The 23044-nt window shown below is 47.6% G+C and carries 18 protein-coding genes; 9 read left to right on the top strand and 9 right to left on the bottom strand.

Annotation, left to right across the window (positions count from 1 at the left end; translation table 11 throughout):
- Positions 1-102 precede the first annotated feature (102 nt).
- The 5 genes from addB (at position 103) to M1D69_RS15375 (ending at position 12248) form a co-directional block, all read left to right on the top strand.
- Positions 103-3603 (top strand): helicase-exonuclease AddAB subunit AddB, encoded by a 3501-nt coding sequence (gene addB, locus M1D69_RS15395; RefSeq protein WP_458105600.1) that lies wholly within the window; start codon positions 103-105, stop codon positions 3601-3603.
- A complete protein-coding gene (gene addA, locus M1D69_RS15390; RefSeq protein ID WP_458105601.1) occupies positions 3590-7294 on the top strand; it encodes a helicase-exonuclease AddAB subunit AddA in 3705 nt (1234 codons plus the stop codon). The genes addB and addA overlap by 14 nt, the downstream gene beginning before the upstream one ends.
- A gap of 70 nt (positions 7295-7364) precedes the next feature.
- The gene (gene sbcD / locus M1D69_RS15385) at positions 7365-8543 is read left to right on the top strand and encodes an exonuclease subunit SbcD (RefSeq protein ID WP_248338333.1); all 1179 of its coding nucleotides are present in this window, start codon (positions 7365-7367) and stop codon (positions 8541-8543) included.
- The gene (sbcC, locus tag M1D69_RS15380) at positions 8540-11932 is read left to right on the top strand and encodes an exonuclease subunit SbcC (RefSeq protein ID WP_458105602.1); all 3393 of its coding nucleotides are present in this window, start codon (positions 8540-8542) and stop codon (positions 11930-11932) included. Before sbcD ends, sbcC begins: the two co-directional genes overlap by 4 nt.
- Before the next feature lie 13 nt (positions 11933-11945).
- On the top strand, positions 11946-12248 hold the full coding sequence (locus M1D69_RS15375; RefSeq protein ID WP_458105603.1) for an HNH endonuclease: 303 nt from the start codon (positions 11946-11948) through the stop codon (positions 12246-12248).
- A gap of 33 nt (positions 12249-12281) precedes the next feature.
- Here M1D69_RS15375 and M1D69_RS15370 read toward each other — a convergent pair whose 3' ends face one another.
- From M1D69_RS15370 to M1D69_RS15335, 8 genes are all read right to left on the bottom strand, one after another.
- Positions 12282-12500: a spore germination protein gene (locus M1D69_RS15370; protein WP_010333667.1), complete on the bottom strand. Its 219-nt coding sequence runs from the start codon at positions 12498-12500 to the stop codon at positions 12282-12284.
- 31 nt (positions 12501-12531) lie between these two features.
- Complete coding sequence (locus tag M1D69_RS15365; RefSeq protein WP_458105604.1) at positions 12532-12933, bottom strand: spore germination protein GerPE; 402 nt, start codon at positions 12931-12933, stop codon at positions 12532-12534.
- A complete protein-coding gene (gene gerPD / locus M1D69_RS15360) occupies positions 12926-13108 on the bottom strand; it encodes a spore germination protein GerPD (protein ID WP_024120844.1) in 183 nt (60 codons plus the stop codon). The genes M1D69_RS15365 and gerPD overlap by 8 nt, the downstream gene beginning before the upstream one ends.
- On the bottom strand, positions 13105-13722 hold the full coding sequence (gerPC, locus tag M1D69_RS15355) for a spore germination protein GerPC (RefSeq protein ID WP_458105605.1): 618 nt from the start codon (positions 13720-13722) through the stop codon (positions 13105-13107). Before gerPC ends, gerPD begins: the two co-directional genes overlap by 4 nt.
- A 24-nt stretch (positions 13723-13746) precedes the next feature.
- Positions 13747-13980 carry a spore germination protein GerPB gene (locus M1D69_RS15350; RefSeq protein ID WP_458105606.1) on the bottom strand — a complete coding sequence of 78 codons (234 nt, stop codon included), beginning with the start codon at positions 13978-13980 and terminating at the stop codon, positions 13747-13749.
- A 14-nt stretch (positions 13981-13994) separates the two neighbouring features.
- A complete protein-coding gene (locus tag M1D69_RS15345; RefSeq protein WP_010333672.1) occupies positions 13995-14216 on the bottom strand; it encodes a spore germination protein in 222 nt (73 codons plus the stop codon).
- A gap of 479 nt (positions 14217-14695) precedes the next feature.
- Positions 14696-14860: an aspartyl-phosphate phosphatase Spo0E family protein gene (locus tag M1D69_RS15340; protein WP_024120848.1), complete on the bottom strand. Its 165-nt coding sequence runs from the start codon at positions 14858-14860 to the stop codon at positions 14696-14698.
- Positions 14861-15012: 152 nt separating this feature from the next.
- On the bottom strand, positions 15013-15969 hold the full coding sequence (locus tag M1D69_RS15335) for a CotH kinase family protein (protein ID WP_458105607.1): 957 nt from the start codon (positions 15967-15969) through the stop codon (positions 15013-15015).
- A gap of 156 nt (positions 15970-16125) precedes the next feature.
- On the opposite strand from M1D69_RS15335, the gene M1D69_RS15330 reads away from it, so the two are divergent.
- From M1D69_RS15330 to M1D69_RS15320, 3 genes are all read left to right on the top strand, one after another.
- Positions 16126-17031 carry a fumarylacetoacetate hydrolase family protein gene (locus M1D69_RS15330; protein WP_458105608.1) on the top strand — a complete coding sequence of 302 codons (906 nt, stop codon included), beginning with the start codon at positions 16126-16128 and terminating at the stop codon, positions 17029-17031.
- A 113-nt stretch (positions 17032-17144) separates the two neighbouring features.
- The gene (locus M1D69_RS15325) at positions 17145-17501 is read left to right on the top strand and encodes a YisL family protein (protein ID WP_044156468.1); all 357 of its coding nucleotides are present in this window, start codon (positions 17145-17147) and stop codon (positions 17499-17501) included.
- Between the two features lie 167 nt (positions 17502-17668).
- Entirely contained in the window at positions 17669-20353 is a 2685-nt protein-coding gene (locus M1D69_RS15320; protein WP_458105609.1) for a S8 family serine peptidase, read from the top strand.
- Positions 20354-20382: 29 nt separating this feature from the next.
- Here the strand turns inward: M1D69_RS15320 and M1D69_RS15315 are convergent, their stop codons facing one another.
- Entirely contained in the window at positions 20383-20940 is a 558-nt protein-coding gene (locus M1D69_RS15315) for a DUF2777 domain-containing protein (protein WP_106294525.1), read from the bottom strand.
- A gap of 174 nt (positions 20941-21114) precedes the next feature.
- Here M1D69_RS15315 and asnB point away from each other — a divergent pair, with 174 nt between their 5' ends.
- On the top strand, positions 21115-22959 hold the full coding sequence (gene asnB / locus M1D69_RS15310) for an asparagine synthase (glutamine-hydrolyzing) (RefSeq protein ID WP_326325930.1): 1845 nt from the start codon (positions 21115-21117) through the stop codon (positions 22957-22959).
- Positions 22960-23044 lie beyond the last annotated feature (85 nt).

Below are 23044 nucleotides of genomic sequence, written 5' to 3'. Positions count from 1 at the left end.
CTTCTTATAATGAAAAGGCCGTTTTTACCAATAGATCAGATTGGTCATTTTCGTCAATATTCGATAAAATATAAACAGATAAAAAGAGAGGGGTCTTCTAATTTGGGAGCAGAGTTTTTAGTAGGCAGGTCCGGGAGTGGAAAAACGAAGCTGATCATCGACAGCATTCAAGATGAACTGCGCCGGGCTCCATTCGGGAAACCGATCATTTTTCTAGTCCCGGATCAAATGACGTTTTTAATGGAATACGAGCTTGCTAAAACGCCTGATACGGGCGGCATGATTCGTGCTCAAGTCTTCAGCTTTTCACGACTGGCCTGGCGCGTCCTCCAGCATACGGGAGGAATGAGCAGGCCGTTTCTTACGAGCACGGGCGTACAGATGCTCCTGCGGAAGCTCATTGAAGAGCACAAACAGGAGTTTAAAGTCTATCAAAAAGCAAGTGATAAAAGCGGTTTTACCGCACAGGTAGAACGGATGCTGACTGAGTTTAAGAGATACTGTCTGGAACCGGAAGATATTCGACGGATGGCGGATAGCGGAACAGCTTCCGAGTATCGGGGGGAGCGTGTTTTATCTGAAAAGCTTCATGATTTATCGATCCTGTACCAGCAGATGGAAAAAAGCCTTGAGGATCAGTATCTTCATTCTGAGGATTATTTGACACTATTGGCAGAGCATATCCCGCAGGCGGAAGATTTGAAAGGGGCACATGTCTATGTAGACGGCTTTTATCAGTTTACACCGCAGGAATTCAGGGTGTTAGAGCAGCTTATGCTTCAGGCAGAGCATATCACGTTTTCACTCACAGCGGACAAGCCGTCACATGAGGGGGAGCCGCAGGAACTTGATTTGTTCAGAATGACGGGAAAAACGTATTATCGCTTGCACCAGGCGGCAAAGGAACTGAATCTGGACATCACCTATAAAGAGCTTGATGAATCAAAGCGGCACAAGCGCGCACCGGAATTAGCCCATTTAGAAGCACAGTATGAAGCGCGTCCGGTCATTCCATTTGCTGAGAAACAAGAGGCTTTTACTGTGATGCAGACCGCTAACAGACGAGCAGAGCTGGAAGGTATTGCCCGGGAAATCCACAGCCTTGTCAGAGAGAAGGGCTACCGTTACAAGGATATGGCGATTCTAGCGCGTCAGCCGGAAGACTATAAGGATATGGTCAAGGAAGTATTTGCAGATTACGAGATTCCTTATTTTATTGACGGGAAAACTTCTATGCTGAACCACCCGTTAGTAGAATTTATCCGGTCAAGCCTTGACGTATTAAAGGGAAATTGGCGTTATGAAGCGGTGTTCCGCTGCGTGAAAACCGAACTGTTATTCCCGCTTAACCAGCCGAAGGCCAAGGTAAGAGAGCAGGTTGATCAGCTGGAGAATTACTGTATCGCTTATGGGATCAAAGGCGATCGCTGGACAAAGGGCGATCGTTTCCATTACAGACGTTTTGTGTCGTTAGATGATGAATTTGCGCAGACCGATCAAGAAATCGAAATGGAAAACATGCTGAATGACACGCGCGATTGGATTGTTCCGCCGCTGTTCCAGCTGCAGAAACGAATGAAAAAAGCAAAAACGGTTCAAGAGAAGGCGGAGGCGCTTTACCGTTATTTAGAAGAGACAGATGTGCCGCTGAAGCTGGATCAGGAAAGACAGCGGGCTGAGGAAGACGGCAGAATCATTGAAGCACAGCAGCACCAGCAGGCGTGGGATGCGGTCATTCAGCTGCTTGAAGAGTTTGTGGAAATGATGGGCGAAGATGACATTTCTCTCGATTTGTTTCAGCAAATGATGGAGACCGGTGCAGAGTCGCTGACATTCTCTCTCATCCCTCCGGCGCTTGATCAGGTATTTGTCGGCAATATGGATTTGTCCAGAATATACGGCACCTCATGCACCTTTGTGATCGGGGCAAACGACGGCGTCCTCCCGGCTCGCCCTGACGAAAACGGGGTGCTGTCGGATGATGATCGTGAGTGGCTGAAGACGATAGGTATTGAGCTTTCCTCCGGCGGGCGGGAGCGTCTGCTAGATGAGCATTTCCTCATCTATATGGCGCTTTCAAGCCCGTCTGACCGCCTTTATGTGACGTATCCGATTGCTGATGCGGAAGGGAAAACGCTTTTGCCGTCGATTGTAATCAAGCGGCTGGAAGAACTGTTTCCGCAGCATCGTGAGCGTCTATTGACAAATGAACCGGAGCAGGTCAGCGATGAGGAACAGCTTATGTACCTTGTCAATAAAAGCGTGGCACAATCATACACCGCTAGCCAGCTCAGATTATGGACGAGGGAATATGAGATCAGCGATGTCTGGTGGAGCGCGTACAATGCGCTGATGAATGAACCTGACAGACTGGAATCGAAAAAGCTTTTCTCTAGCCTGTTTTTCCGAAATGAAGTCAAGCAGCTTGAACGCTCTGTATCGAGACAGCTCTATGGTGAACGCATTCAAGGGAGCGTGTCGAGGATGGAAACCTTTAACGCTTGTCCGTTCTCCCATTTTGCGTCCCACGGGCTGCATCTGAAGGAACGTCAATTTTTCAAGCTTGAAGCACCGGATATCGGGCAGCTCTTTCATTCGAGTTTAAAACTGATTTCAGACCGGCTGCGTGAGCACAAAATAGATTGGCGCGACCTAACGAAGGAGCAGTGCGAGCTGTTTTCTTATGATGCGGTCGAGCGGCTGGCGCCGAAACTGCAAAAAGAAATTCTGCTCAGTTCAAACAGACATTATTACGTGAAGGAAAAACTGCAAAAAATTGTGACACGCGTGTCCGGCATTTTAAGCGAGCATGCGAAAGCGAGCGGATTCGTGCCGATCGGCCTTGAATTGGGCTTTGGCGGAAAGGGCCCGCTCCCGCCGCTTACCTTTAAGCTGAAAAACGGCTGTACGATGGAGCTCGTCGGGCGGATTGACCGCGTGGATAAAGCGGAAAGCTCTAAAGGCCTGCTCCTCCGAATTGTCGACTATAAATCCAGCGATAAAGGCCTTGACTTGGCGGAAGTGTATTACGGACTTGCGCTGCAAATGCTGACGTATCTGGATTTATCGATTACACATTCGTTAGACTGGCTAGGAATGAAAGCCACGCCGGCCGGAGTGCTGTATTTCCATATTCATGACCCGATGATACAATCGAATCTTCCGCTCGGACTTGATGAAATTGAACATGAAATTTTTAAGAAATTTAAGATGAAGGGCCTCCTCCTCGGTGATCAGGAAGCGATTCGCCTCATGGATACAACCCTTCAAGAAGGAAGATCAAATATCATCAATGCGGGCCTGAAGAAAGACGGCTCACTCAGATCGGATTCAGCGGCAGTCGGTGAAAAAGAATTCGAGCTGTTGACGAAGCATGTGCGCCGCACCTTCCAAGAAGCAGGCGAGCAAATCACTGACGGGCGCGTATCCATTGAGCCGTATAAAATGAAGAACAAGACGCCTTGCACATACTGTGCGTTTAAATCAGTATGCCAATTTGATGAATCATTAGAAGAAAACGAGTATCGTCAGTTAAAGGCCGAAAAGGACAAGACGGTACTTGATTGGATAAAGAAGGAGGCTGATGGCAATGAACATTCCTAAACCGGCAGACAGTACATGGACAGATGACCAGTGGAATGCCATCGTCTCAACCGGCCAGGATATCCTTGTGGCAGCGGCGGCAGGCTCCGGTAAAACCGCTGTTCTTGTCGAAAGAATGATCCGGAAAATCACGGCGGAAGAAAATCCGGTTGATGTAGACCGGCTTCTCGTTGTCACCTTTACAAACGCCTCAGCGGCAGAGATGAAACACCGGATCGCGGATGCACTGGAAAAAGAGCTGGTAAAACGCCCAGGATCGCTGCATATCCGACGCCAACTGTCCCTATTAAACCGGGCCAGCATTTCAACGCTTCATTCGTTTTGCCTGCAGGTGCTGAAAAAATATTACTACCTGATTGATCTTGATCCGGGCTTTCGGATTGCTGATCAGACAGAAGGCGAGCTTCTCGGGGACGAGGTGCTTGATGAGCTGTTTGAGGATGAATATGCAAAGGGTGATAAGGCGTTCTTTGAGCTTGTCGACCGCTACACGACTGACCGGCATGACTTAGATCTGCAATATCTCGTGAAACAGGTGTACGAGTATTCCCGTTCCCACCCTGATCCGGAGACATGGCTGAAAAGTTTTGTTCATTTGTATGATGTAACAGAAAAGAGCGCGATCGAGGAACTGCCGTTTTATCCGTATGTCAAAGAAGATATTGCGATGGTGCTGGACGGAGCAAAGGAAAAACTTCAGCGTGCCCTTGAGCTGACAAAAGCGCCGGGCGGACCGGCACCGCGCGCTGAAAATTTTCTCGATGATCTCGCGCAGATTGATGACCTGATTCAGCATCAGGATGACTTTAATGAACTTTATCAACGCGTGCCCGCTGTCTCCTTTAAGCGTGCAAAAGCGGTGAAAGGGGACGAGTTTGATCCCGTCTTGCTTGATGAAGCGACAGACTTACGAAATGGCGCCAAAAAACTGCTTGAAAAACTCAAAACTGATTACTTCACCAGAAGCCCTGAGCAGCATGTAAAAAGTTTGGCTGACATGGAGCCTGTCATTGAAACACTCGTCCAGCTTGTTATCAGCTACGGGAAACGGTTTGAAGCCGCGAAGCAGGAGAAATCGCTCATCGATTTTTCTGATTTGGAGCATTATTGCCTGTCCATCTTGACCGCTGTGAACGAAAAAGGCGAACGTGAGCCGAGTGAGGCGGCAAGATTTTATCAAGAGCAGTTTCATGAGGTGCTTGTCGATGAATATCAGGACACCAACCTGGTGCAAGAATCCATTCTTCAGCTCGTCACAAGCGGGCCGGAAGAGACAGGCAACCTGTTTATGGTAGGAGATGTCAAACAGTCGATTTATCGATTCAGGCTTGCGGAGCCGCTTCTTTTTCTCTCCAAGTACAAACGATTTACAGAGAGCGGAGAAGGTACGGGCCGGAAAATCGACTTGAACAAAAACTTTCGAAGCAGAGCTGATATTTTAGACAGCACAAACTTTTTGTTCAAACAGCTGATGGGCGGCAAAATCGGCGAGGTCGATTATGATGAACAGGCTGAGCTGAAACTCGGGGCAGCGTATCCGGAAAACAATGAAACGGAAACAGAGCTGCTGCTGATTGACAAGTCAGAGGAGGCGGACGCAGGCGAGGAAGCGGAAGAGCTGGAAACGGTGCAGTTCGAAGCAAAAGCGATCGTCAAGGAAATACGCAAGCTGATCTCATCGCCATTTAAGGTATATGACGGGAAAACGAAAACACACCGCAATATTCAATACCGCGATATCGTGATTTTGCTGCGATCCATGCCGTGGGCGCCGCAAATCATGGAGGAACTGCGAGCTCAGGGCATACCGGTTTACGCCAATTTAACATCAGGCTACTTTGATGCGGTGGAAGTGTCTGTAGTGCTTTCTGTCCTGAAGGTGATTGATAACCCGTATCAGGATATTCCGCTTGCTTCCGTTCTGCGTTCACCGATTGTCGGTGCTGACGAGAACGAGCTGTCCTTGATCCGGCTTGAAAACAAAAAGGCGCCGTACTATGAAGCAATGAAAGACTATCTGGCAGCCGGCGACCGAAACGATGAGCTCTATCAAAAGCTGCAAACGTTTTACAGACATTTGCAAAAATGGCGCGCATTTTCGAAAAACCATTCGGTGTCCGAGCTGATCTGGGAAGTGTACCGCGACACAAAATATATGGATTATGTGGGCGGGATGCCAGGCGGAAAACAGCGCCAGGCTAACTTGCGTGTCCTTTATGACCGGGCGCGCCAATATGAATCGACGGCATTTCGCGGCCTGTTTCGCTTCTTGAGGTTTATCGAACGCATGCAGGAACGCGGCGATGACCTGGGAACGGCGAGAGCGTTAAGCGAACAGGAGGATGTTGTCCGTTTAATGACGATTCACAGCAGCAAAGGGCTCGAATTTCCAGTCGTCTTCACAGCGGGACTCGGCCGGAATTTCAACATGATGGATCTTAACAAATCCTACCTGCTGGACAAGGAGCTTGGGTTTGGCACGAAATTTATCCATCCTGAATGGCGCATCAGCTATCCGACGCTTCCGCTCATCGCGATGAAGAAAAAAATGCGCAGGGAACTGCTGTCTGAGGAATTGCGTGTCCTCTATGTGGCTTTAACGAGGGCAAAGGAAAAGCTGTTTCTTGTAGGCTCATGCAAGGATCATCAGAAACAGCTGGCAAAATGGCAGGCATCCGCGTCCCAAGCTGATTGGCTTCTGCCGGAATTTGACCGCTATCAGGCGAAAACGTATTTGGATTTCATCGGACCTGCTCTTGTCAGACACAGAGACTTGGAGCCTTTGGCTGAGGGCGGCGCGGCAGCGGTTTCTGATATATCAGGCCATCCGGCCCGCTTTGCTATTCAAATGATCCATTCATATGATCTGCTTGATGATGAGCTGGAAGAGAGACTGGAAGAAAAAAGTGAACGTCTTGAAGCGATCCGCCGTGGTGAACCGGCTCCAGGCCCGTTTGCATTTGAGGAAAAAGCTCGCGAGCGGCTGGCCTGGAAGTATTCGCATCACGAGGTGACACAAATTCGCACGAAGCAGTCTGTTTCTGAGATTAAGAGAAGAAGAGAGTACGAAGACGAATACAGCGGACGGGCGCCCGTTAAACCGGCTGATGGAAGCATTCTGTATAGACGCCCGGCTTTCATGATGAAAAAAGGCCTGACAGCAGCAGAAAAAGGAACGGCTATGCATACGGTCATGCAGCATATTCCGCTGACACATGTGCCGACGATAGAAGAAGCGGAGCGGACAGTGCAGCATCTTTATGAAAAAGAGCTGCTCACCGAAGAACAGCAATCCGTTATCAATATTGAGGAAATCGTTCAATTTTTCCATACGGAAATTGGCGAAACACTGATCGGCGCTAAATGGAAGAACCGCGAAGTTCCATTCAGTTTGGCGCTTCCGGCAAAAGAGATTTTTCCTGATGTGAAAGAGGCGGATGAGCCGCTATTGGTGCAGGGGATCATCGATTGTCTCTACGAAACAGAGGATGGCTTATATTTGCTGGACTATAAAACAGACCGGATTGAGGGTAAATTCCAGCACGGTTTTGAAGGAGCAGCCCCGATCCTGAAAAAGAGATATGAAACGCAAATTCAGCTGTACACAAGGGCCGTTGAACAAATTGCCCAAACGAAGGTAAAAGGGTGTGCGCTTTATTTCTTTGACGGAGGGCACATCCTGACTTTATGACGAGATCCATAAGCTCCAAGATTTGACGGAGCGGATCTCTTTTTTCTATACAAAAGAGAGGTGAACGCATTTGCGGATTTTACATACGGCTGACTGGCATCTTGGAAAAACCCTTGAAGGAAGAAGCAGGCTGAGTGAACAGGCGGATGTATTGGACGAATTGAATACAATCGTAAAGGAAGAGCAGATCGACGCTATTGTGATGGCGGGAGACGCGTTTGATACCGTGAACCCGCCGGCTTTAGCCGAGCAGTTATTTTATGAAAGCCTGTCCGCTCTCAGTGACAGAGGAAAGCGCCCGATCGTTGTCATTGCCGGAAACCATGATAATCCTGACAGATTGTCCGCTGCTTCACCGCTGACACATGAGAACGGAATTTATTTAATCGGCTATCCGACAACTGAACCGCTTCATATAGAAGTGCCTTCAGCAGGGGAGCTTTTGGCTGTCGGAGCGCTGGCATATCCGTCTGAGGCACGGTTAAATGAAGTTCTTTCCGATACATTTGATGAGAAACTTCTCCGTGATCACTATGATGTGAAAATCAGGCAGGCATTTGAACAGATTACAAGTCGCTTTCGAAAAGACGCCGTAAAGATTGCGGCCAGCCATATTTATGTTGCGGGCGGCAATCAAACGGACTCGGAGCGGCCGATTGAAGTGGGCGGCGCTTATACGGTGGCCGCTGAAAGCCTGCCGGCGGACGCCGCTTACGTGGCGCTTGGCCATTTGCATCGGCCGCAAACGATTAAACGGGCGCGAACGCTTGCGCGGTATTCGGGATCTCCGCTGGCCTACAGCTTTTCTGAGGCAGGCTACGCCAAATCGGTGACCATTGTAGACGCAAAGCCGGGCGAAGAGGCCTCTTGGCATGAGGTTTTATTATCAAGCGGCAAGTCTCTCGTAAAATGGAAAGCGGCAAATGGTTTAAGCGAGGTTTACAGCTGGCTCGATGAAGGCAGGGATCAGAATGCCTGGATTGATCTTGAAATCCGTGTGACGGACCAGCTGTCACTTGAAGACATTCACCGACTGCGAAAAGCGCATCCGGGCTTTATCCATATCAGGCCGGTCTTTGAAGAACAAAACATTGAGCGCGAACGGATCGAGGTTAAGCATGTGTCCATCGAAGACCGTTTCAAGAAATTTTATGAAAAACAGACAGGCGGCGCAGTGCCGGATGATGAAATGGTGAAGCTGTTTTTAGAGCTTGCATCAGGCACAGAAGATGAGGAGGAAGCAAGATGAAGCCGATCGCCTTAACGATAAAAGGGCTCCACAGCTTTAGGGAGGAGCAAACGATAGATTTTGACAGCCTTTCCGGTGCAGGTGTCTTCGGTATTTTCGGGCCGACAGGAAGCGGTAAATCCTCGATCCTTGATGCGATGACCCTTGCTTTATACGGAAAGGTAGAGCGGGCGGCGAACAATACGCACGGGATCTTAAACCATGCGGAAGATTCGCTGACTGTTTCCTTTACGTTTGCGCTTCAGACCAATCATCAAACCTCTTACAAAGTCGAGCGCGTGTTTAAGAGAACGGATGAAATGAAAGTGAAAACAGCGCTTTGCCGTTTCATCGAGATCAAGGATGAGCAAACCGTGCTTGCTGATAAGGCCAATGAAGTGAACAAAAGAGTCGAGGAGCTCTTGGGGCTGACCATCGACGACTTTACGAGAGCGGTTGTGCTGCCGCAAGGGAAGTTTGCTGAATTTCTTTCCTTAAAAGGGGCGGAACGCAGGCATATGCTTCAGCGTTTATTCAATTTGGAACAGTATGGAGACCGCCTTGTGAAAAAACTGAGACGGCAGGCGCAGGAAGCCAATGCGAGAAAAAACGAAATGCTTGCAGAGCAATCGGGTCTCGGCGAGGCAAGTTCAGAAGCGGTTGAACAAGCTGAACAAGCGCTTGAACAAACGGAAGCCAAACTGGAATCAGTGCGGAAAAATCGTGATCAAATAAAAGAACGGTTTGCGGAGCATCAAGAGATCTGGAATGTCCAAAAGGAAAAAATCGTTTATGAAGCAGAGAAAAAGCGGCTTGAAGAGGAAGAACCGCATGTCGGCAGCATGCAAAAACGCCTGGCGGAAGCGGAAACAGCAGCCGCTCTAAAGCCGTATGCGGACCGGTACTTGGAAGCGGTACAGCATGAGGAGAAGGCCGCGAGGGAAGAAGTGCTTGCCCAAAAGGATTTAACAGAACGCACCGCTTTCTTTCAGCAAAAGAATGAAGAATATGAAGCGTGGCGCCGCCATAAAAGCGAGAAAGAGCCAGAGCTTTTAGCTGAGCAGGAACAGCTCTTCCGCTTGCAGGAGATCGAAATCAAATTGAGAGAGGCCCGGCAGGAGGCAGAGCGCAAACAGGCTGAACTTCAGCAGAAGGCCGAAAATCTTCAATCTGTCATGAAGGAATTAGAAACCGTAACCGACCGTCTTACAAGGGGACAAAACAGACAGACGGAATTAAAACAGCAGCTCAAAACCTTGCAGGTAACCACTGATGAGCGGAAAAGCTGCCAGCAGGCCGCTGAAATGGCTTTGCGGATCAGACAGACTGAGGAGCAGCTGGCAAAAGAGAAAAAACGCATTGACGCATTGAACCTTGTATTACAGAGGATGAATGAGGAAAAGAACACATTCGTTCAAAAGGCTGAAGCGGAAGAAAATAAAATCATACAGGCATATGAGGCTGTTCAAGCTGTGTATCATATGGTCTGCGAGACGGAACGGTCCCTTACGCGTACTGCTGATCAGGCAAAACAGCGACAAAACACACTCCATACTCAGCGTGAGAAAGCAAGAATGGCGGCACTTACCAAGGAGTTATCGGAAAAATTGATTGCCGGAAAACCTTGCCCGGTCTGCGGTTCAACCGATCATGATCCGTCTGCCTCAGCACATGGGACATATGAGCCGGATCGCAACGTTGAAGCAGAAATCAAACAGACAGAAGATTTGCTGTCAGAAGCGGCGGCGCTCAGTCAGGAGATTCTTTCTGCCAAAATCACACTTGAAGAGCAGTCCGCCCGCTTTCTCGAGCAGTGTCCGTTTTTGAAATCGATTCAAGCGCCGGCTCTTGAGGCAGCTGCTTCCTGCGAGAATCAGCCGGTGCAGGAAGCATTTCATGCCGCAAAAATAGAATGGAAGCAAATCAAACAGGACATCCTGTCAGTCAAAACACGAATGACCCAAATGATCGGCACATATCAGGAATCACTAAAAAAAGCTGAACAGCTTAACGAGAGAATGAGTTTTGAAAAAAGAGAGGCTGACCGTATTGGCAGCATGATCGAAGAGCTTCAGTCCTCGATGGACAGCCAGCAGAAGATGTTTCATGAAGCATTTGAAGGCCAATCTCTGGATGAAGCGGAAAAATGGCAGCAAGCCATCGAAGAAAAGGACCGGGCCGCGGAAGAATGCGAGAAACGAATTGAACGCAGTATCGCTTTTCTTTCTGAGCATGAGTCACATAAGGATCAGCTGCGGGAATCGAGCCATCAGCTTGAAAGGGAAAAACTGGAGATTAACTATGCCGCAGAACGTACGAAGGGCGTCATAGCTGATTATCAGCAGGAACTCGGAGACTATGTAAAAGAGGATTCCATCCAAACGAAGCTCCGCTCAGTTCAGCAGGATCTGAAGTGTTTAAAGGAAAAAGAGCAATCTCTATATGAAGAGCTGCAAAGCGCCCAAATGATGCTCAATCAGGCAAAAAGCCGCGCTTCAGCAAGCGAGCATACGCTTAAGGAAGCGGAAGAAAGGTTGAAAAAAGCGGAAGCGGATTGGCTTGAACATGCGAAAAGCACCCGCTTTGTCCGGGCTGACGAGGTGGAGCGCAGTCTCATCCCAGCCGATGAGCTTAAAAAGATCAAAGGCAGTATTGACCAGTTTCTGGATAAATGTAAGCAAAATGCCGCAAACTTAAAACGTGTGTCTGATAAGCTCGCCGGCAGATCCTTATCCGAAAGTGAATGGAACGAAACCGTCACGTCCTTAAAAGAAGCCGAGGAGGCATTTGGGACGGCTATGGAAGAAAAAGGAGCGGCGGCCAAAGCACTGGCTGTGATCCGCGACCATCACAAACGTTTCAATGAAATTGAAGCTGAGCTGAAAAAATGGCAGACCCATATCGACAGGCTGGACAAGCTTCAAGCAGTGTTTAAAGGCAATACGTTCGTTGAATTTTTAGCTGAGGAACAGCTTGAAAGTGTTGCACGGGATGCGTCAGCACGGCTCGGCGTGCTGACAAGACAGCGTTATGCCATTGAAGTGGATTCAGAAGGCGGATTTGTGATGCGGGATGATGCCAATGGAGGCGTTAAGCGCCCGGTATCAAGCTTGTCAGGAGGGGAGACCTTCCTTACCTCGCTTTCTCTTGCTCTCGCGCTGTCTGCGCAGATCCAGCTTCGCGGTGAATACCCGCTGCAATTCTTTTTCTTGGATGAAGGGTTTGGAACGCTTGACCAAGATCTGCTTGATACGGTTGTCACCGCCTTGGAAAAACTGCAGTCAGACAATCTGTCTGTCGGCGTTATCAGCCATGTGCAGGAACTGCGGGCGCGGCTTCCGAAAAAGCTGATCGTACATCCGGCTGAACCTAGCGGACGCGGCACAAGGGTAACACTTGAGATGATGTAAGGAGGACGCGGATGTGGCAAAACAGACTGTCGGGATATGTGAGCTGTGCGGCCGGAGCGATGTCCAGCTGACAGAGCATCACCTCACACCGAAGGAAGAAGGCGGAACGTTTCTGCCGACTGCGATGCTTTGCATCTCTTGCCATAAACAGATCCACGCCTTGTATACAAATCAGGAGCTGGCAGTTCGATTGTCCGGAATAGAAGCGCTCAGAAACGATCCGCAGCTTGCCCGGTTTGTTAAATGGATCAGAAAACAGCCGCCTGAAAAGCTGATTAAAACAAAGAAGTCCAATGAACGGAAAAAGAAAAAATAAAAAGCAGCCCTCTCTTTGCAGAGCGGCTGCTTTTTATCCGTTTCCAACCATATCCTGATCGCTGACATCGGGGTCTATATAATTTGTCGCGTTGACTGCGTTGTTTAAAAGAAGGAAATCTCCCGTGTTTCCTGCTCCCGAACCGAGCGCAGATTTTGAAGAGCTTTTCGGAGAAAGGTAAAAGGAATCACCAAAGTTCACGACTCCGCCCGATATAGAATTGATAGCTATAGGCCCGACAATTGCTGGCATAGACGACACCCTTTATAGAAGTCTCTGTTTATTATATGCCCGTGCCGGACGATTGTGAGTTTGGAGGGAAAATCTGACGGATATGTTTAATCCGCGCGTCGCCGCGTACGACCGAAGCTGAGCCTGCATGAAAAACGGAAGAGGATGAGACCCCTTGAATTTTGATGTTGCGGACATGAATGACAGGCACCTCATGGCAAAAAGCGGTTTGCACGCCCGTTTCCGGAAGAAGCTTCACAGCCTGCTGATCAAAAATAGGGTACTCCTTTCTGTTAAATGAGCCCTCATTTTCATAAAACGTTGAAAGCGAGCGCTGAACAGCGAGCACTTTTATTTTCATATCAATTTCGTTTGTATCGCCTGTTTGAAATACGCTTGATATTCCGAGTGAGTTAAATTTAATCTGTCTGATGCGTGATATACGCTTAAGCATGATTCGACGGCAGCGGAGCAAACGGACCGATAATAAGGGATTCAGGCGGCGTATCGAAAATAGACGATAAATAGATGGATTCTGCGTCTCCAATTTGGAAAACAGAGGAACTGGATACACCGTTCATGCGGATATCTCCGACTTCCAGGCTGCGGTTGACGACGGTAAAAATCATGCTTGCTCATCTCCTTTCATTTCGGAGGGGATATGTTCGAGAAAATGTTCCACAGCACGGATCACGTCACGCTTCACATGCTCAGCGATATGTTCCGCATATTGTTTAGGCGGCGTGTTTTCTTCTTTTTTGATATGGGACATATAATAGTGAATCCGGCTGTCTATTTGTTTTCTGATGTCCTCAATTACATGATGCCGATTTGTGTCGTCAAGCCTGCTGTCATATTGTTTTTCCAGCTGCTCCAAAACAGCCGGGATTTCCTCGGTTAAGTACATGTCGACGTTCTGCCGGATTTGCTGCATGAGCTGGGCGCTCTCTTCCTGCTGCATCATTCCGATTTCCGGTGTAGTCTGGCTCACTTCAAAGTTTTGAACGCTGTTCGGGTCTGTCGGATTTAAACCGATATTCAGCGTGCCGTCGAGCCGTTCGATTTTCAGCTGATCAAATTTATATTCCACACGCTCAATGGTTGTGGCCGGCCGCTGTTTCATCGTATTCATTTCAGTTTGCATCTCTTTCAGCTGGCGTTCGAGCTGCTGAATATGCAGCGCCTGCTGCTGAACGAAGGAATTCAAATTTTGCAAGTAAGAGGAAATGGATTGATCATACATGTTCTTTCACCTCTCATCTTATTATTAACGGCCAGGGGGCTGGAGCGGGACCAATGATCCTGTATCGGGCCCTTCCGATTCACCCTGTGCCCCCAAAGCGGAAACATCAGGTGCGGGTTCCACATAGCTGCCCGTATTATACAAGTTTGAAAGAGACTTAATAGATCCGGCGCTCCCGATTTGAAGTATGGAGGAGTTGCTGATTGATTCCAGCCGGAGATAGTTAATTTGGATGGTTTGATTGATATAAAAATTCATGAAGCACCACTCCTTTACGCATTGCCTGCGATCGGCTGATCAACCACATCATTGTCGTACACATTCGTTGCGTTTTTATAATTCATCACCTTCAGACTGTCACCGGTATTAAAGCTGCCTGCCCCGGCAAACGTTCTGACCTCGGCTTGAGGAGAAATGGTAATGCAGTCTCCGATATGAACGACTCCGCTCGTACCGACCGCATTAATTTTAAACGCTCCGACAATTGCCGGCATACGAGCACATCCTTTGTTGTAAAATTGAAAAAAGGCAGGTCAAGTAAGGACAAGATTTGTTTCTGCTGGGCTATTCACGATAGCTTATGACAAACGCACATTTGTGTGAGAGAAAATTAAATGGGGACATGCCGGAGAGATGTATAAAAAAATCCGTTTATTTTTTCCAGATGAAGGTTTAAATATGTAAGAAGATGGGTATTGTATATGGCCAAGCGGAAATGCGGCGATGCTGCCGCTGTCCGCCTGCGTGATTGTATATTGTGTTGCGTTGGTGTATGTGCAAAAGAGGTACAAGAAATGTCTTTCGGAGTAATTCGTGCTGCTGAAGTGTGATGTTTCATGCTGATCCTGAAAGAGTCTGCTGTATTCAAGATGTTGTTTTCGGGCGGCAAATTCTCGACTTGAAGCATGTCTCAGGATGTTGATGAGCCATAGCGGCGGGTGAGGCGGGAAGCCTTTAAATACATATCATATGATCACACACGGGCGTTTTGCCCCCAAGAGGTGATTTCTTCTTTAATTCGAATATTGAGCAGACTGTCCAGCTCTTGGCTGCATTGAATCGTTTCTTTCGAATTCATACCGTATTTTTGTGCTGTTTCAATTAGCATAACTCTCATTTCTTCAATTTTTGTATTCATGAAACAATCTCCAATTCTAGATTTTATTTTGATGCATACTGGATATAGATAGTATAACCTATTTTGGCTGAAAAGGTTGCCTTTCGTCAATTTGACTAAAAAAGCGACAATTTTTGTTGCGGTCTTTTTGACTTGCTCTGGCGGAGAAAGGACTATAATCTCGCCAGGTGTACTTGTAAAAAGTCCTGCCGTTCTTCGATTTCGCGCAGGATATTTGCTTGCTCCTTCTCTAATTGTAAGGGGCTTTTTTTCATGTGAGGATCATCGCCTGCTCTTTGACAAATGTCAAAATTCCAGTCTCTGATAAACGGAGACAGACGGTCGATCGTAAACTCCCGGCTCAGCACGTTTTTCATTAGCGCGTGATATTGTGCCCGGAAAGCTGGGATGGAGAGAAGTCTTGACGCAAGTGTACGGCCGTTTGTCAATAGAGGGTCTTCTTCTGTAAATCCGTATGCGGCAAGCGCTTTTGTTTCCATTGGAGCGATGTGAAAACGGCCGGCATCGTTCAAACAAAGGCCGTAATAAAAGGCTTGGCGGGTGCAGGCGCTGCCGATCAGCCATAGGAAAAACAGCTTTACATCAAGATACATTTTAATTCGTTCGGCAAATTCGTCATCCTCAGCTGTACAGATCAGCGTGAGAAATTCACGTAAGTATGCGGTGCGCTGTCTGTTTTCAATGGAAGCGTCGTGTTTGAAAACAGACAGCGGAACCCTCGGATCGGTATCCTTCACTTCATAAATGGCTCCTTTCGGCAGCCGGCGATTCTCATCGAGTCCATCAATTTTCAAATAAATGCCTTCCCTTTGGCCATTGATGATCAGAAAGATGTAAGAAGCATCCTGGGAAGCGACGCCGATGTGATGAAAAAAACAATAAGCAAGCCTGCGCCGCATCAGTGAAGGATCATCTTGTTCCGCATTCAGATAAAACTTTTTTTCACCGAGCGGAGACTGATCACAGTTTATTTCATAGGACGCCTTTTGCAGGCTGTCACGCTGTGTGAGAAGAATGGGAGAAACGATTCTGTCTGTCATCATCAGTCCCTTGGCAGTCCCCGTTCTGTTAAGCTGCTGCCGGCGAAAAAATAAATGTATGCTTTCCATATTCTTTCCTCCTCCTCAGAAGCCATTTGTATGATATGAACAGCGAGCCAGTCCCGAAACGGGAATGAAAACACGCATTTGATAAAAAGGAATTTCAGCATTCGACAGAGAATAACTGAAGTAGAACTCTGATTTAAAAGATGATGGAGGAATAACATGAAATTTGCGACAGGGGAACTTTACAACCGAATGTTTGTCGGCCTGATCATTGAAGATGATAAAATTATGGACTTGCAAAGGGCTGAAAAAAAACTGTTTGAACTTGAGACGATTCCGGGTTCGCTGATTGAGTGTATCGCAGAAGGGGATAAATTTGTTGCGCACGCAAGGCAGCTGGCCGAGTGGGCGAAGAAACCAAATGATGAGCTTGGATCATTTATTTACTCATTATCTGATGTGAAGCTCCATGCGCCTATTCCTAAGCCGTCAAAAAATATCATGTGCATCGGCAAAAACTATAGGGATCACGCAATTGAAATGGGCAGCGAGGCTGACATTCCGGAGCATCCGATGGTATTTACAAAATCGCCTGTAACAGTCACTGGCCACGGTGATGCGGTGAACAGCCATGAGGAGGTCACCTCTCAGCTCGATTACGAAGGAGAGCTTGCTGTCATCATCGGAAAAAGCGGCACCCGCATTTCAAAAGAAGAAGCTTATGACCATATTTTCGGATATACGATTGTGAATGATATCACGGCACGGGATCTGCAAAAAAGACATAAGCAGTTTTTTATCGGAAAAAGTCTGGATACGACATGTCCGATGGGACCTGTGCTTGTACATAAATCGTTAATTCCCGATCCGGAGCGCCTTAAGGTTGAAACGAGGGTCAACGGCGAGCTGCGCCAATCCGGCTCGGCAAGCGATATGATTTTCTCTGTCGCGGAATTAATCGAAACCCTTTCAATGGGGATGACGCTTGAAGCGGGAGACATCATTGCGACCGGCACGCCGTCCGGTGTAGGAAAAGGCTTTACACCGCCGAAATTTCTGCGGCGAGGCGATCAAATCGACATCACGATTGAACCCATCGGAACGCTGTCAAATCAAATCGGCTGATCATAAGGAGGGCGGCACAGGAACCGCCGCTTTTTCTGTGAATCATCTTTGTAGCCAGGGACAAGTTCGTGGTACTATAAGTGGGGTAATTTTATCTGATAGGGGGAACATGTATGACACACATGCATATTACATCATGGGTGGTAGCGCTGATCCTGCTTTTCGTCAGCTACTCGCTGTATTCATCAGGAAGTGCGAAGGGCGCCAAAATCACTCATATGATTCTGCGGTTATTCTATATCATTATTATTTTGACAGGTGCTGAGCTGTTTGTCCGTTTCGCCAACTGGAACGGGGAATACGCTGGAAAAATGCTGCTTGGCATTATCACCATCGGCCTGATGGAAATGCTATTGATCCGCAAGAAAAAAGAAAAATCAACTGGCGGACTGTGGATCGGCTTTATCATTGTCCTTGTGCTGACAGTGCTGCTCGGTCTTCATCTGCCGATTGGATTCCGATTATTTTAATAGAAAAAGCTTGAACCCGATTCTAAAGAGAATCGGGTTTTTTATATGGTTCCTCCCTGATATTCCAAATCATTTAAAATAACCTTAAAATTCCCTGTAAGCGGTATCTCGGCCTATGAAATTATGATACTCTTCAAAAAGATTCATTATTTTACAGGAGGGATAACATGAAACGAAGAAAATTCAGCTCTTTTTTGGCGGCAGTGCTTATTTTCGCACTGATCTTCAGCCTTTTTTCTCCAGGCACCAAAGCAGCTGCTGCTGGAACCATTGATGTAGCCGGTACGCTGGAAAAAGACAAAGAACAAACGGGAACCATGAAGGAACCGGAGCAGGCGAAATGGTATCAAGTGAATCCGGGAAAGGCAGATATTCAGAAAGACTCGCATATGGCACTGACTGTTAAGAGTGATGCTGTACTGAATGTATCTGTCTATCCAAGCAAGGAAAAAGCGCTTAAAGATGAGACGTTTGACATGTACCGTTCCTACACAGCAGAGGATGGAAAGAGTGAAATTGTGTTTCCTTATGCATGGAGCGGCCCTTACTATGTAAAGGTTGAGAACCTCGGGGAAGAGGAAACGGAAGACGGAGGAAGCGCAGAAGCAGCTGCCGAAGCCAAATATACGATTGGATATACAGGCACCAAAAAACAGCCCTCAGATCTGGAAGAGGAAGAAGCCTGCCCAGTGGAAATGAGTGTCGATCAGAAAAAATCGGGAAAAGGCATTCTGGCAAAGCTGAGAGCGATTCGTGATGAGCAGCTCAGCCAAACAGCAGAGGGCAAAGAACTGACAAGCCTTTACTACAAAGCGGCTCCATTTATTGCTGCAAAACTCGCACTCAATAAAACAGAGAGAAATGAAGTCTATCAAGATCTTGTGACGCTAAAACCGATGTTTGACGATGTGTCAGAAAATGGCGCAGCGTCTGCATATAAGGTAACAGAAAAGGATCAAAAAGCAATCAATCGGTTATACGAAACGGCTTTACAATCCGTTCCGTCTTTCCTGAAAGGGGATATAAAGAAACAGGCGGAGCGATTAAACATCACAAAGCTTGAAGGCAAGACGGCAGGAGCGGTTTTATCTGAAAACAGCCTGGCGGCAAAAAGCGAAGTTCAGACAACAAAGGTGATTTTTAAGGTAAAAGACAATAAAAGCCTCTCATCAGTACATAACGAAATGAAGGGCTTTTCTGCCAGCGCGCAATCGAAAAAAGACATTTCCAATGTGAATAAGGCAAAGAAACTGTTTGACAACCTCTACTCTTTTGAACTGCCGAAGGATCAAAAGCAAAGCGGGACATACACGGCAAGCGCAAAACGTGTGAAAAGCGCTGCCGCGACATTATCCAAAATGTCTAACGTAGAATTTGCTGAACCGGTTCAGGAATACAAAAGCCTGTCTAACGACGTTCAGTACTCTTACCAGTGGCCGCTTAGAAACAATGGTGAAAACGGCGGCATCAAAAATGCAGATGTCAAATATGAGCCTGCCAGCACATTGCTGTCCAAGCGCAAGCTGAACGATACATTGATTGCGGTAGTAGACACAGGTGTGGACAGCACGCTTGCCGATTTAAAAGGAAAAGTAAGAACCGATCTCGGACGCAATTTTGTCGGGCGGAATAACAATGCAATGGATGATCAGGGGCATGGAACGCACGTCGCCGGAATTATCGCCGCCCAAAGCGATAACGGCTATTCAATGACTGGTTTGAACGCCAAAGCGAAAATTATCCCTGTCAAAGTGCTTGATTCCACAGGCTCCGGAGATACTGAACAAATCGCCCTCGGCATCAAATATGCTGCTGATAAAGGAGCAAAGGTGATTAATTTAAGTTTAGGCGGAGGCTACAGCCGCGTGCTTGAATTTGCTTTGAAATACGCGGCTGACAAAAACGTCCTGATTGCGGCAGCCAGCGGAAATGACGGAGCCAATTCCTTATCTTACCCAGCTTCCTCTAAATATGCCATGTCAGTCGGAGCAACGAACCGCATGGATATGACAGCAGACTTCTCTAACTACGGGAAAGGTCTCGACATCAGTGCGCCGGGTTCTGATATCCCGAGCTTGGTGCCGAACGGAAATGTGACGTACATGAGCGGAACGTCCATGGCGACGCCTTATGCGGCAGCTGCGGCAGGGCTGCTGTTTGCGCAAAATCCGAAGCTTAAAAGAACAGAAGCAGAGGATATCCTGAAAAAGACAGCGGACGATATTTCCTTTGAAAGCGCCGACGGTGAAGAAGAGGAAATGTATGATGATAATGGCGATCCAATCGAAATTCCCCGCATTCCAGGAGTTGACTGGCATTCCGGATACGGCCGGCTGAATGTGATGCAGGCTGTCAGTGCCGTTGACTTACAGGTGAAGGTCAATAAGCTGGAAAGCACGCAAACAGCCGTTAGAGGAAAAGCGAAGGAAGGCACGCTGATCGAGGTGATGAGCGGCAAGAAAAAACTCGGCAGTGCCAAAGCGGGAAAAGACGGTACATTTAAAGTCAGCATCCCGACTCAGAAACAAGATAAAGTCCTGCATGTGAAAGCCTCTAAAGGTGATGCAAAAACATCCTTACAAGTGGTTGTCGTGAAAGGAAAACCATCCGGCACACCGAAAGTAAAGGCTGTCAAAACGAAAGACACAGCAGTAAAAGGCACGGCCAGCAGCAAAGCGGTGATCAAAGTGAAAAACAAATCGAAAAAAGTGATCGCTTCTGGTAAAGCTGACGCAAAAGGTGCCTTTACGGTAAAAATCAAAAAACAAAAAGCCGGGACTGTGCTGTACGTCACGGCAGCTGATACAGATAAAAAAGAAAGCAAGGCTGTAAAGGTTGTTGTAGAAAAATAAAGAAAAAGCGGTGCCGCAGCACCGCTTTTTTATTTGCGTCCCCGCTGGACCGCTGAATACATAATGGAACGTTTTCCATCGGAAGCCGTCCATTCGAACCGGTCGCCAGCCGTTCCTCTGCTGTAATGGTGCTGCAGCGCGCATTGGGCGGTATCATTTGAAAAGTGATAAAAGGAAACACCCTGTTCCTCTGAGATATTTGAAAAGACCTCTTTATTATAAGAAAACACGCAATCGAATACCGATAAACCAAAGCTGTGCAAATGCTGCAAAAAAGCGAGAAAGGTTTCATCATCCAGCGAATCCAGAAGCGTCATGAGCGGACGTTTTACCGATTTTTCATAGCGTAGGCATTCTCCGCCGGAAAGGGAGATGTCTTCTCCGCAACAGGTCAGAACCATTTTGTCCTGGAAATCGGCCTGCTCCCACTTCCCTTCGCGCTGAATCCAGATCGGTCTGTTTTGAAGACTTTCCGCCAGCAGCACATCACCTTCCTGGTTTTCGATTAAGCATATGCCGTCTTCGATCAGAATGGTGCCGTATTCCCATTTCTGTTCATCTTTATATAGAAATTGTTTTCGTTTCATAAATGAAGTGCTCTCCTTTTTTCTTCGTTCCTCTCTTTTCTTTCCAATACAAGCCTGTCCCATACAACTCTTTTGTGGACAAATCAACTATCTGTCTATAGATGCATAAACTTACTAAGGTGCTGAAAGAAACGAATTTGATACCGAAAGAAACGGGATTGGAGCTGATATCACATGTGTGGAATTACGGGTTGGGTCGACTTTAAAAAGCAGCTCGTCCAAGAAAAACAAACGATGAACAGAATGACAGACACTCTTTCCAAACGGGGGCCTGATGATTCTAACGTTTGGGGAGAGCACCATGTTTTATTCGGACATAAAAGGCTTGCGGTTGTTGATATTGAAGGCGGACGCCAGCCGATGGCATGCACCTATAAAGGGGATACGTACACAATTATTTACAATGGTGAGCTGTATAACACGGAAGATCTGCGCAAAGAGCTGCGGGCGCGGGGCCATCAGTTCGAGCGGACATCTGATACCGAGGTGTTGCTGCACAGCTACATTGAATGGCAGGAGAATTGTGTGGATCGCTTGAACGGCATTTTCGCCTTTGCCGTGTGGGATGAAAAGCGTGATCTGCTGTTTGCGGCGAGAGACCGTCTTGGCGTGAAGCCGTTTTTTTATACGGAGCAAGGCTCTTCTTTTCTCTTCGGATCAGAACTCAAAGCCATTCTCGCACACCCCGAGGTGAAGGCGCGTGTGGACAGAACGGGTCTCTCGGAAATATTCGGGCTCGGACCGTCCAGAACCCCGGGAACAGGCGTGTTTAAAGGCATTAATGAAGTCCGTCCGGCCCATGCGCTGACGTTTTCTAAAGACGGACTGAACATATGGCGTTATTGGAATGTCAAAAGCGAGAAACATACGGACAGCTTTGAAGACAGTGTGGCCAATGTGAGATCGTTGTTTCAGGATGCGGTGACGCGGCAGCTAGTGTCGGATGTTCCGGTTTGTACGTTCCTATCCGGCGGTCTGGACTCAAGCGCGATTACAGCGATTGCGGCGGGCCATTTTGAAAAGGAAGGAAAAGCCCCGCTTCATACTTATTCGATTGATTACGAAGAAAACGACAAATTTTTTCAAGCGAGCGCCTTTCAGCCGAATGACGACGGGCCGTGGATTGAAAAAATGACAGAGGCTTTCGGCACGACACACCATAAATGCGTCATCAGCCAAAAAGATCTCGTCGATCATTTGGAGGAAGCCGTTCTGGTCAAGGACCTTCCGGGAATGGCTGATGTCGATTCGTCCCTATTGTGGTTTTGCCGTGAAATCAAAAAGGACTTTGTCGTCAGCCTGTCAGGAGAATGCGCGGATGAGATTTTCGGCGGATATCCGTGGTTCCATACAGCAGACGTTGAGTCCGGTTTTCCTTGGATGAGATCAACTGAAGAGCGGGTGAAGCTGCTCTCCGATACGTGGCAGAAAAAATTGAATTTGAAAGAATACGTGCATGCGAAATACGAAGAAACCTTGGCCGAAACGCCGTTACTAGACGGTGAAACAGGTGAGGATAAAGCAAGGAGACAGCTGTTCTATTTAAATATGCTTTGGTTTATGACCAATCTTTTGGACCGGAAGGATCGCATGAGCATGGGGGCGAGCCTTGAGGTGCGGGTGCCGTTTGCAGATCATCGGCTCGTTGAATATGTCTGGAATATCCCATGGGAAATGAAAATGCATGACAACCGGGAAAAAGGCATTTTGCGAAAAGCGCTTGAAGGTATTTTGCCTGATGAAATCTTATATCGTAAAAAAAGCCCGTATCCGAAAACGCACCATCCTGAATATACAAAAGGAGTCAGCGAGTGGCTGAAAGCGATCAGGAGCCAAAAGGACTCCGTGCTCCATACCCTGCTGGACAGAAACCAATTGGATCAGCTTTTAGAGACGGAAGGCTCCTCCTTTCAGGTCCCATGGTACGGTCAGCTGATGAAAGGACCGCAGTTGATCGCCCATCTTGCCCAAATTCATACATGGTTTGAGGCGTATCGGATTGATATTGACGAGAGGTAGGTTCTATGCAAATGTTTTTAAAAGCCGGAGATGTATAGATTAAAATAAGAAAGGATAGATGGGCAGAGAAATATATGCTCTATCT

It is taken from the genome of Bacillus sp. PK3-037 (assembly GCF_054161355.1).
The sequence above is the reverse complement of the archived record's forward strand: the minus strand, read 5'-3'. Positions and strand labels throughout refer to the sequence as shown.

Bases quoted from the DNA above. Each gene is read 5' to 3' on its own strand.
- addA (WP_458105601.1), top strand. From the start codon at position 3,590: ATGAACATTCCTAAACCGGCAGACAGTACATGGACAGATGACCAGTGG.
- sbcC (WP_458105602.1), top strand. From the start codon at position 8,540: ATGAAGCCGATCGCCTTAACGATAAAAGGGCTCCACAGCTTTAGGGAG.
- M1D69_RS15370 (WP_010333667.1), bottom strand. From the start codon at position 12,500: ATGCCAGCAATTGTCGGGCCTATAGCTATCAATTCTATATCGGGCGGA.
- M1D69_RS15365 (WP_458105604.1), bottom strand. From the start codon at position 12,933: ATGCTTAAGCGTATATCACGCATCAGACAGATTAAATTTAACTCACTC.
- gerPD (WP_024120844.1), bottom strand. From the start codon at position 13,108: ATGATTTTTACCGTCGTCAACCGCAGCCTGGAAGTCGGAGATATCCGC.
- gerPC (WP_458105605.1), bottom strand. From the start codon at position 13,722: ATGTATGATCAATCCATTTCCTCTTACTTGCAAAATTTGAATTCCTTC.
- M1D69_RS15350 (WP_458105606.1), bottom strand. From the start codon at position 13,980: ATGAATTTTTATATCAATCAAACCATCCAAATTAACTATCTCCGGCTG.
- M1D69_RS15345 (WP_010333672.1), bottom strand. From the start codon at position 14,216: ATGCCGGCAATTGTCGGAGCGTTTAAAATTAATGCGGTCGGTACGAGC.
- M1D69_RS15340 (WP_024120848.1), bottom strand. From the start codon at position 14,860: ATGAATACAAAAATTGAAGAAATGAGAGTTATGCTAATTGAAACAGCA.
- M1D69_RS15335 (WP_458105607.1), bottom strand. From the start codon at position 15,969: ATGGAAAGCATACATTTATTTTTTCGCCGGCAGCAGCTTAACAGAACG.
- M1D69_RS15330 (WP_458105608.1), top strand. From the start codon at position 16,126: ATGAAATTTGCGACAGGGGAACTTTACAACCGAATGTTTGTCGGCCTG.
- M1D69_RS15325 (WP_044156468.1), top strand. From the start codon at position 17,145: ATGACACACATGCATATTACATCATGGGTGGTAGCGCTGATCCTGCTT.
- M1D69_RS15320 (WP_458105609.1), top strand. From the start codon at position 17,669: ATGAAACGAAGAAAATTCAGCTCTTTTTTGGCGGCAGTGCTTATTTTC.
- M1D69_RS15315 (WP_106294525.1), bottom strand. From the start codon at position 20,940: ATGAAACGAAAACAATTTCTATATAAAGATGAACAGAAATGGGAATAC.
- asnB (WP_326325930.1), top strand. From the start codon at position 21,115: ATGTGTGGAATTACGGGTTGGGTCGACTTTAAAAAGCAGCTCGTCCAA.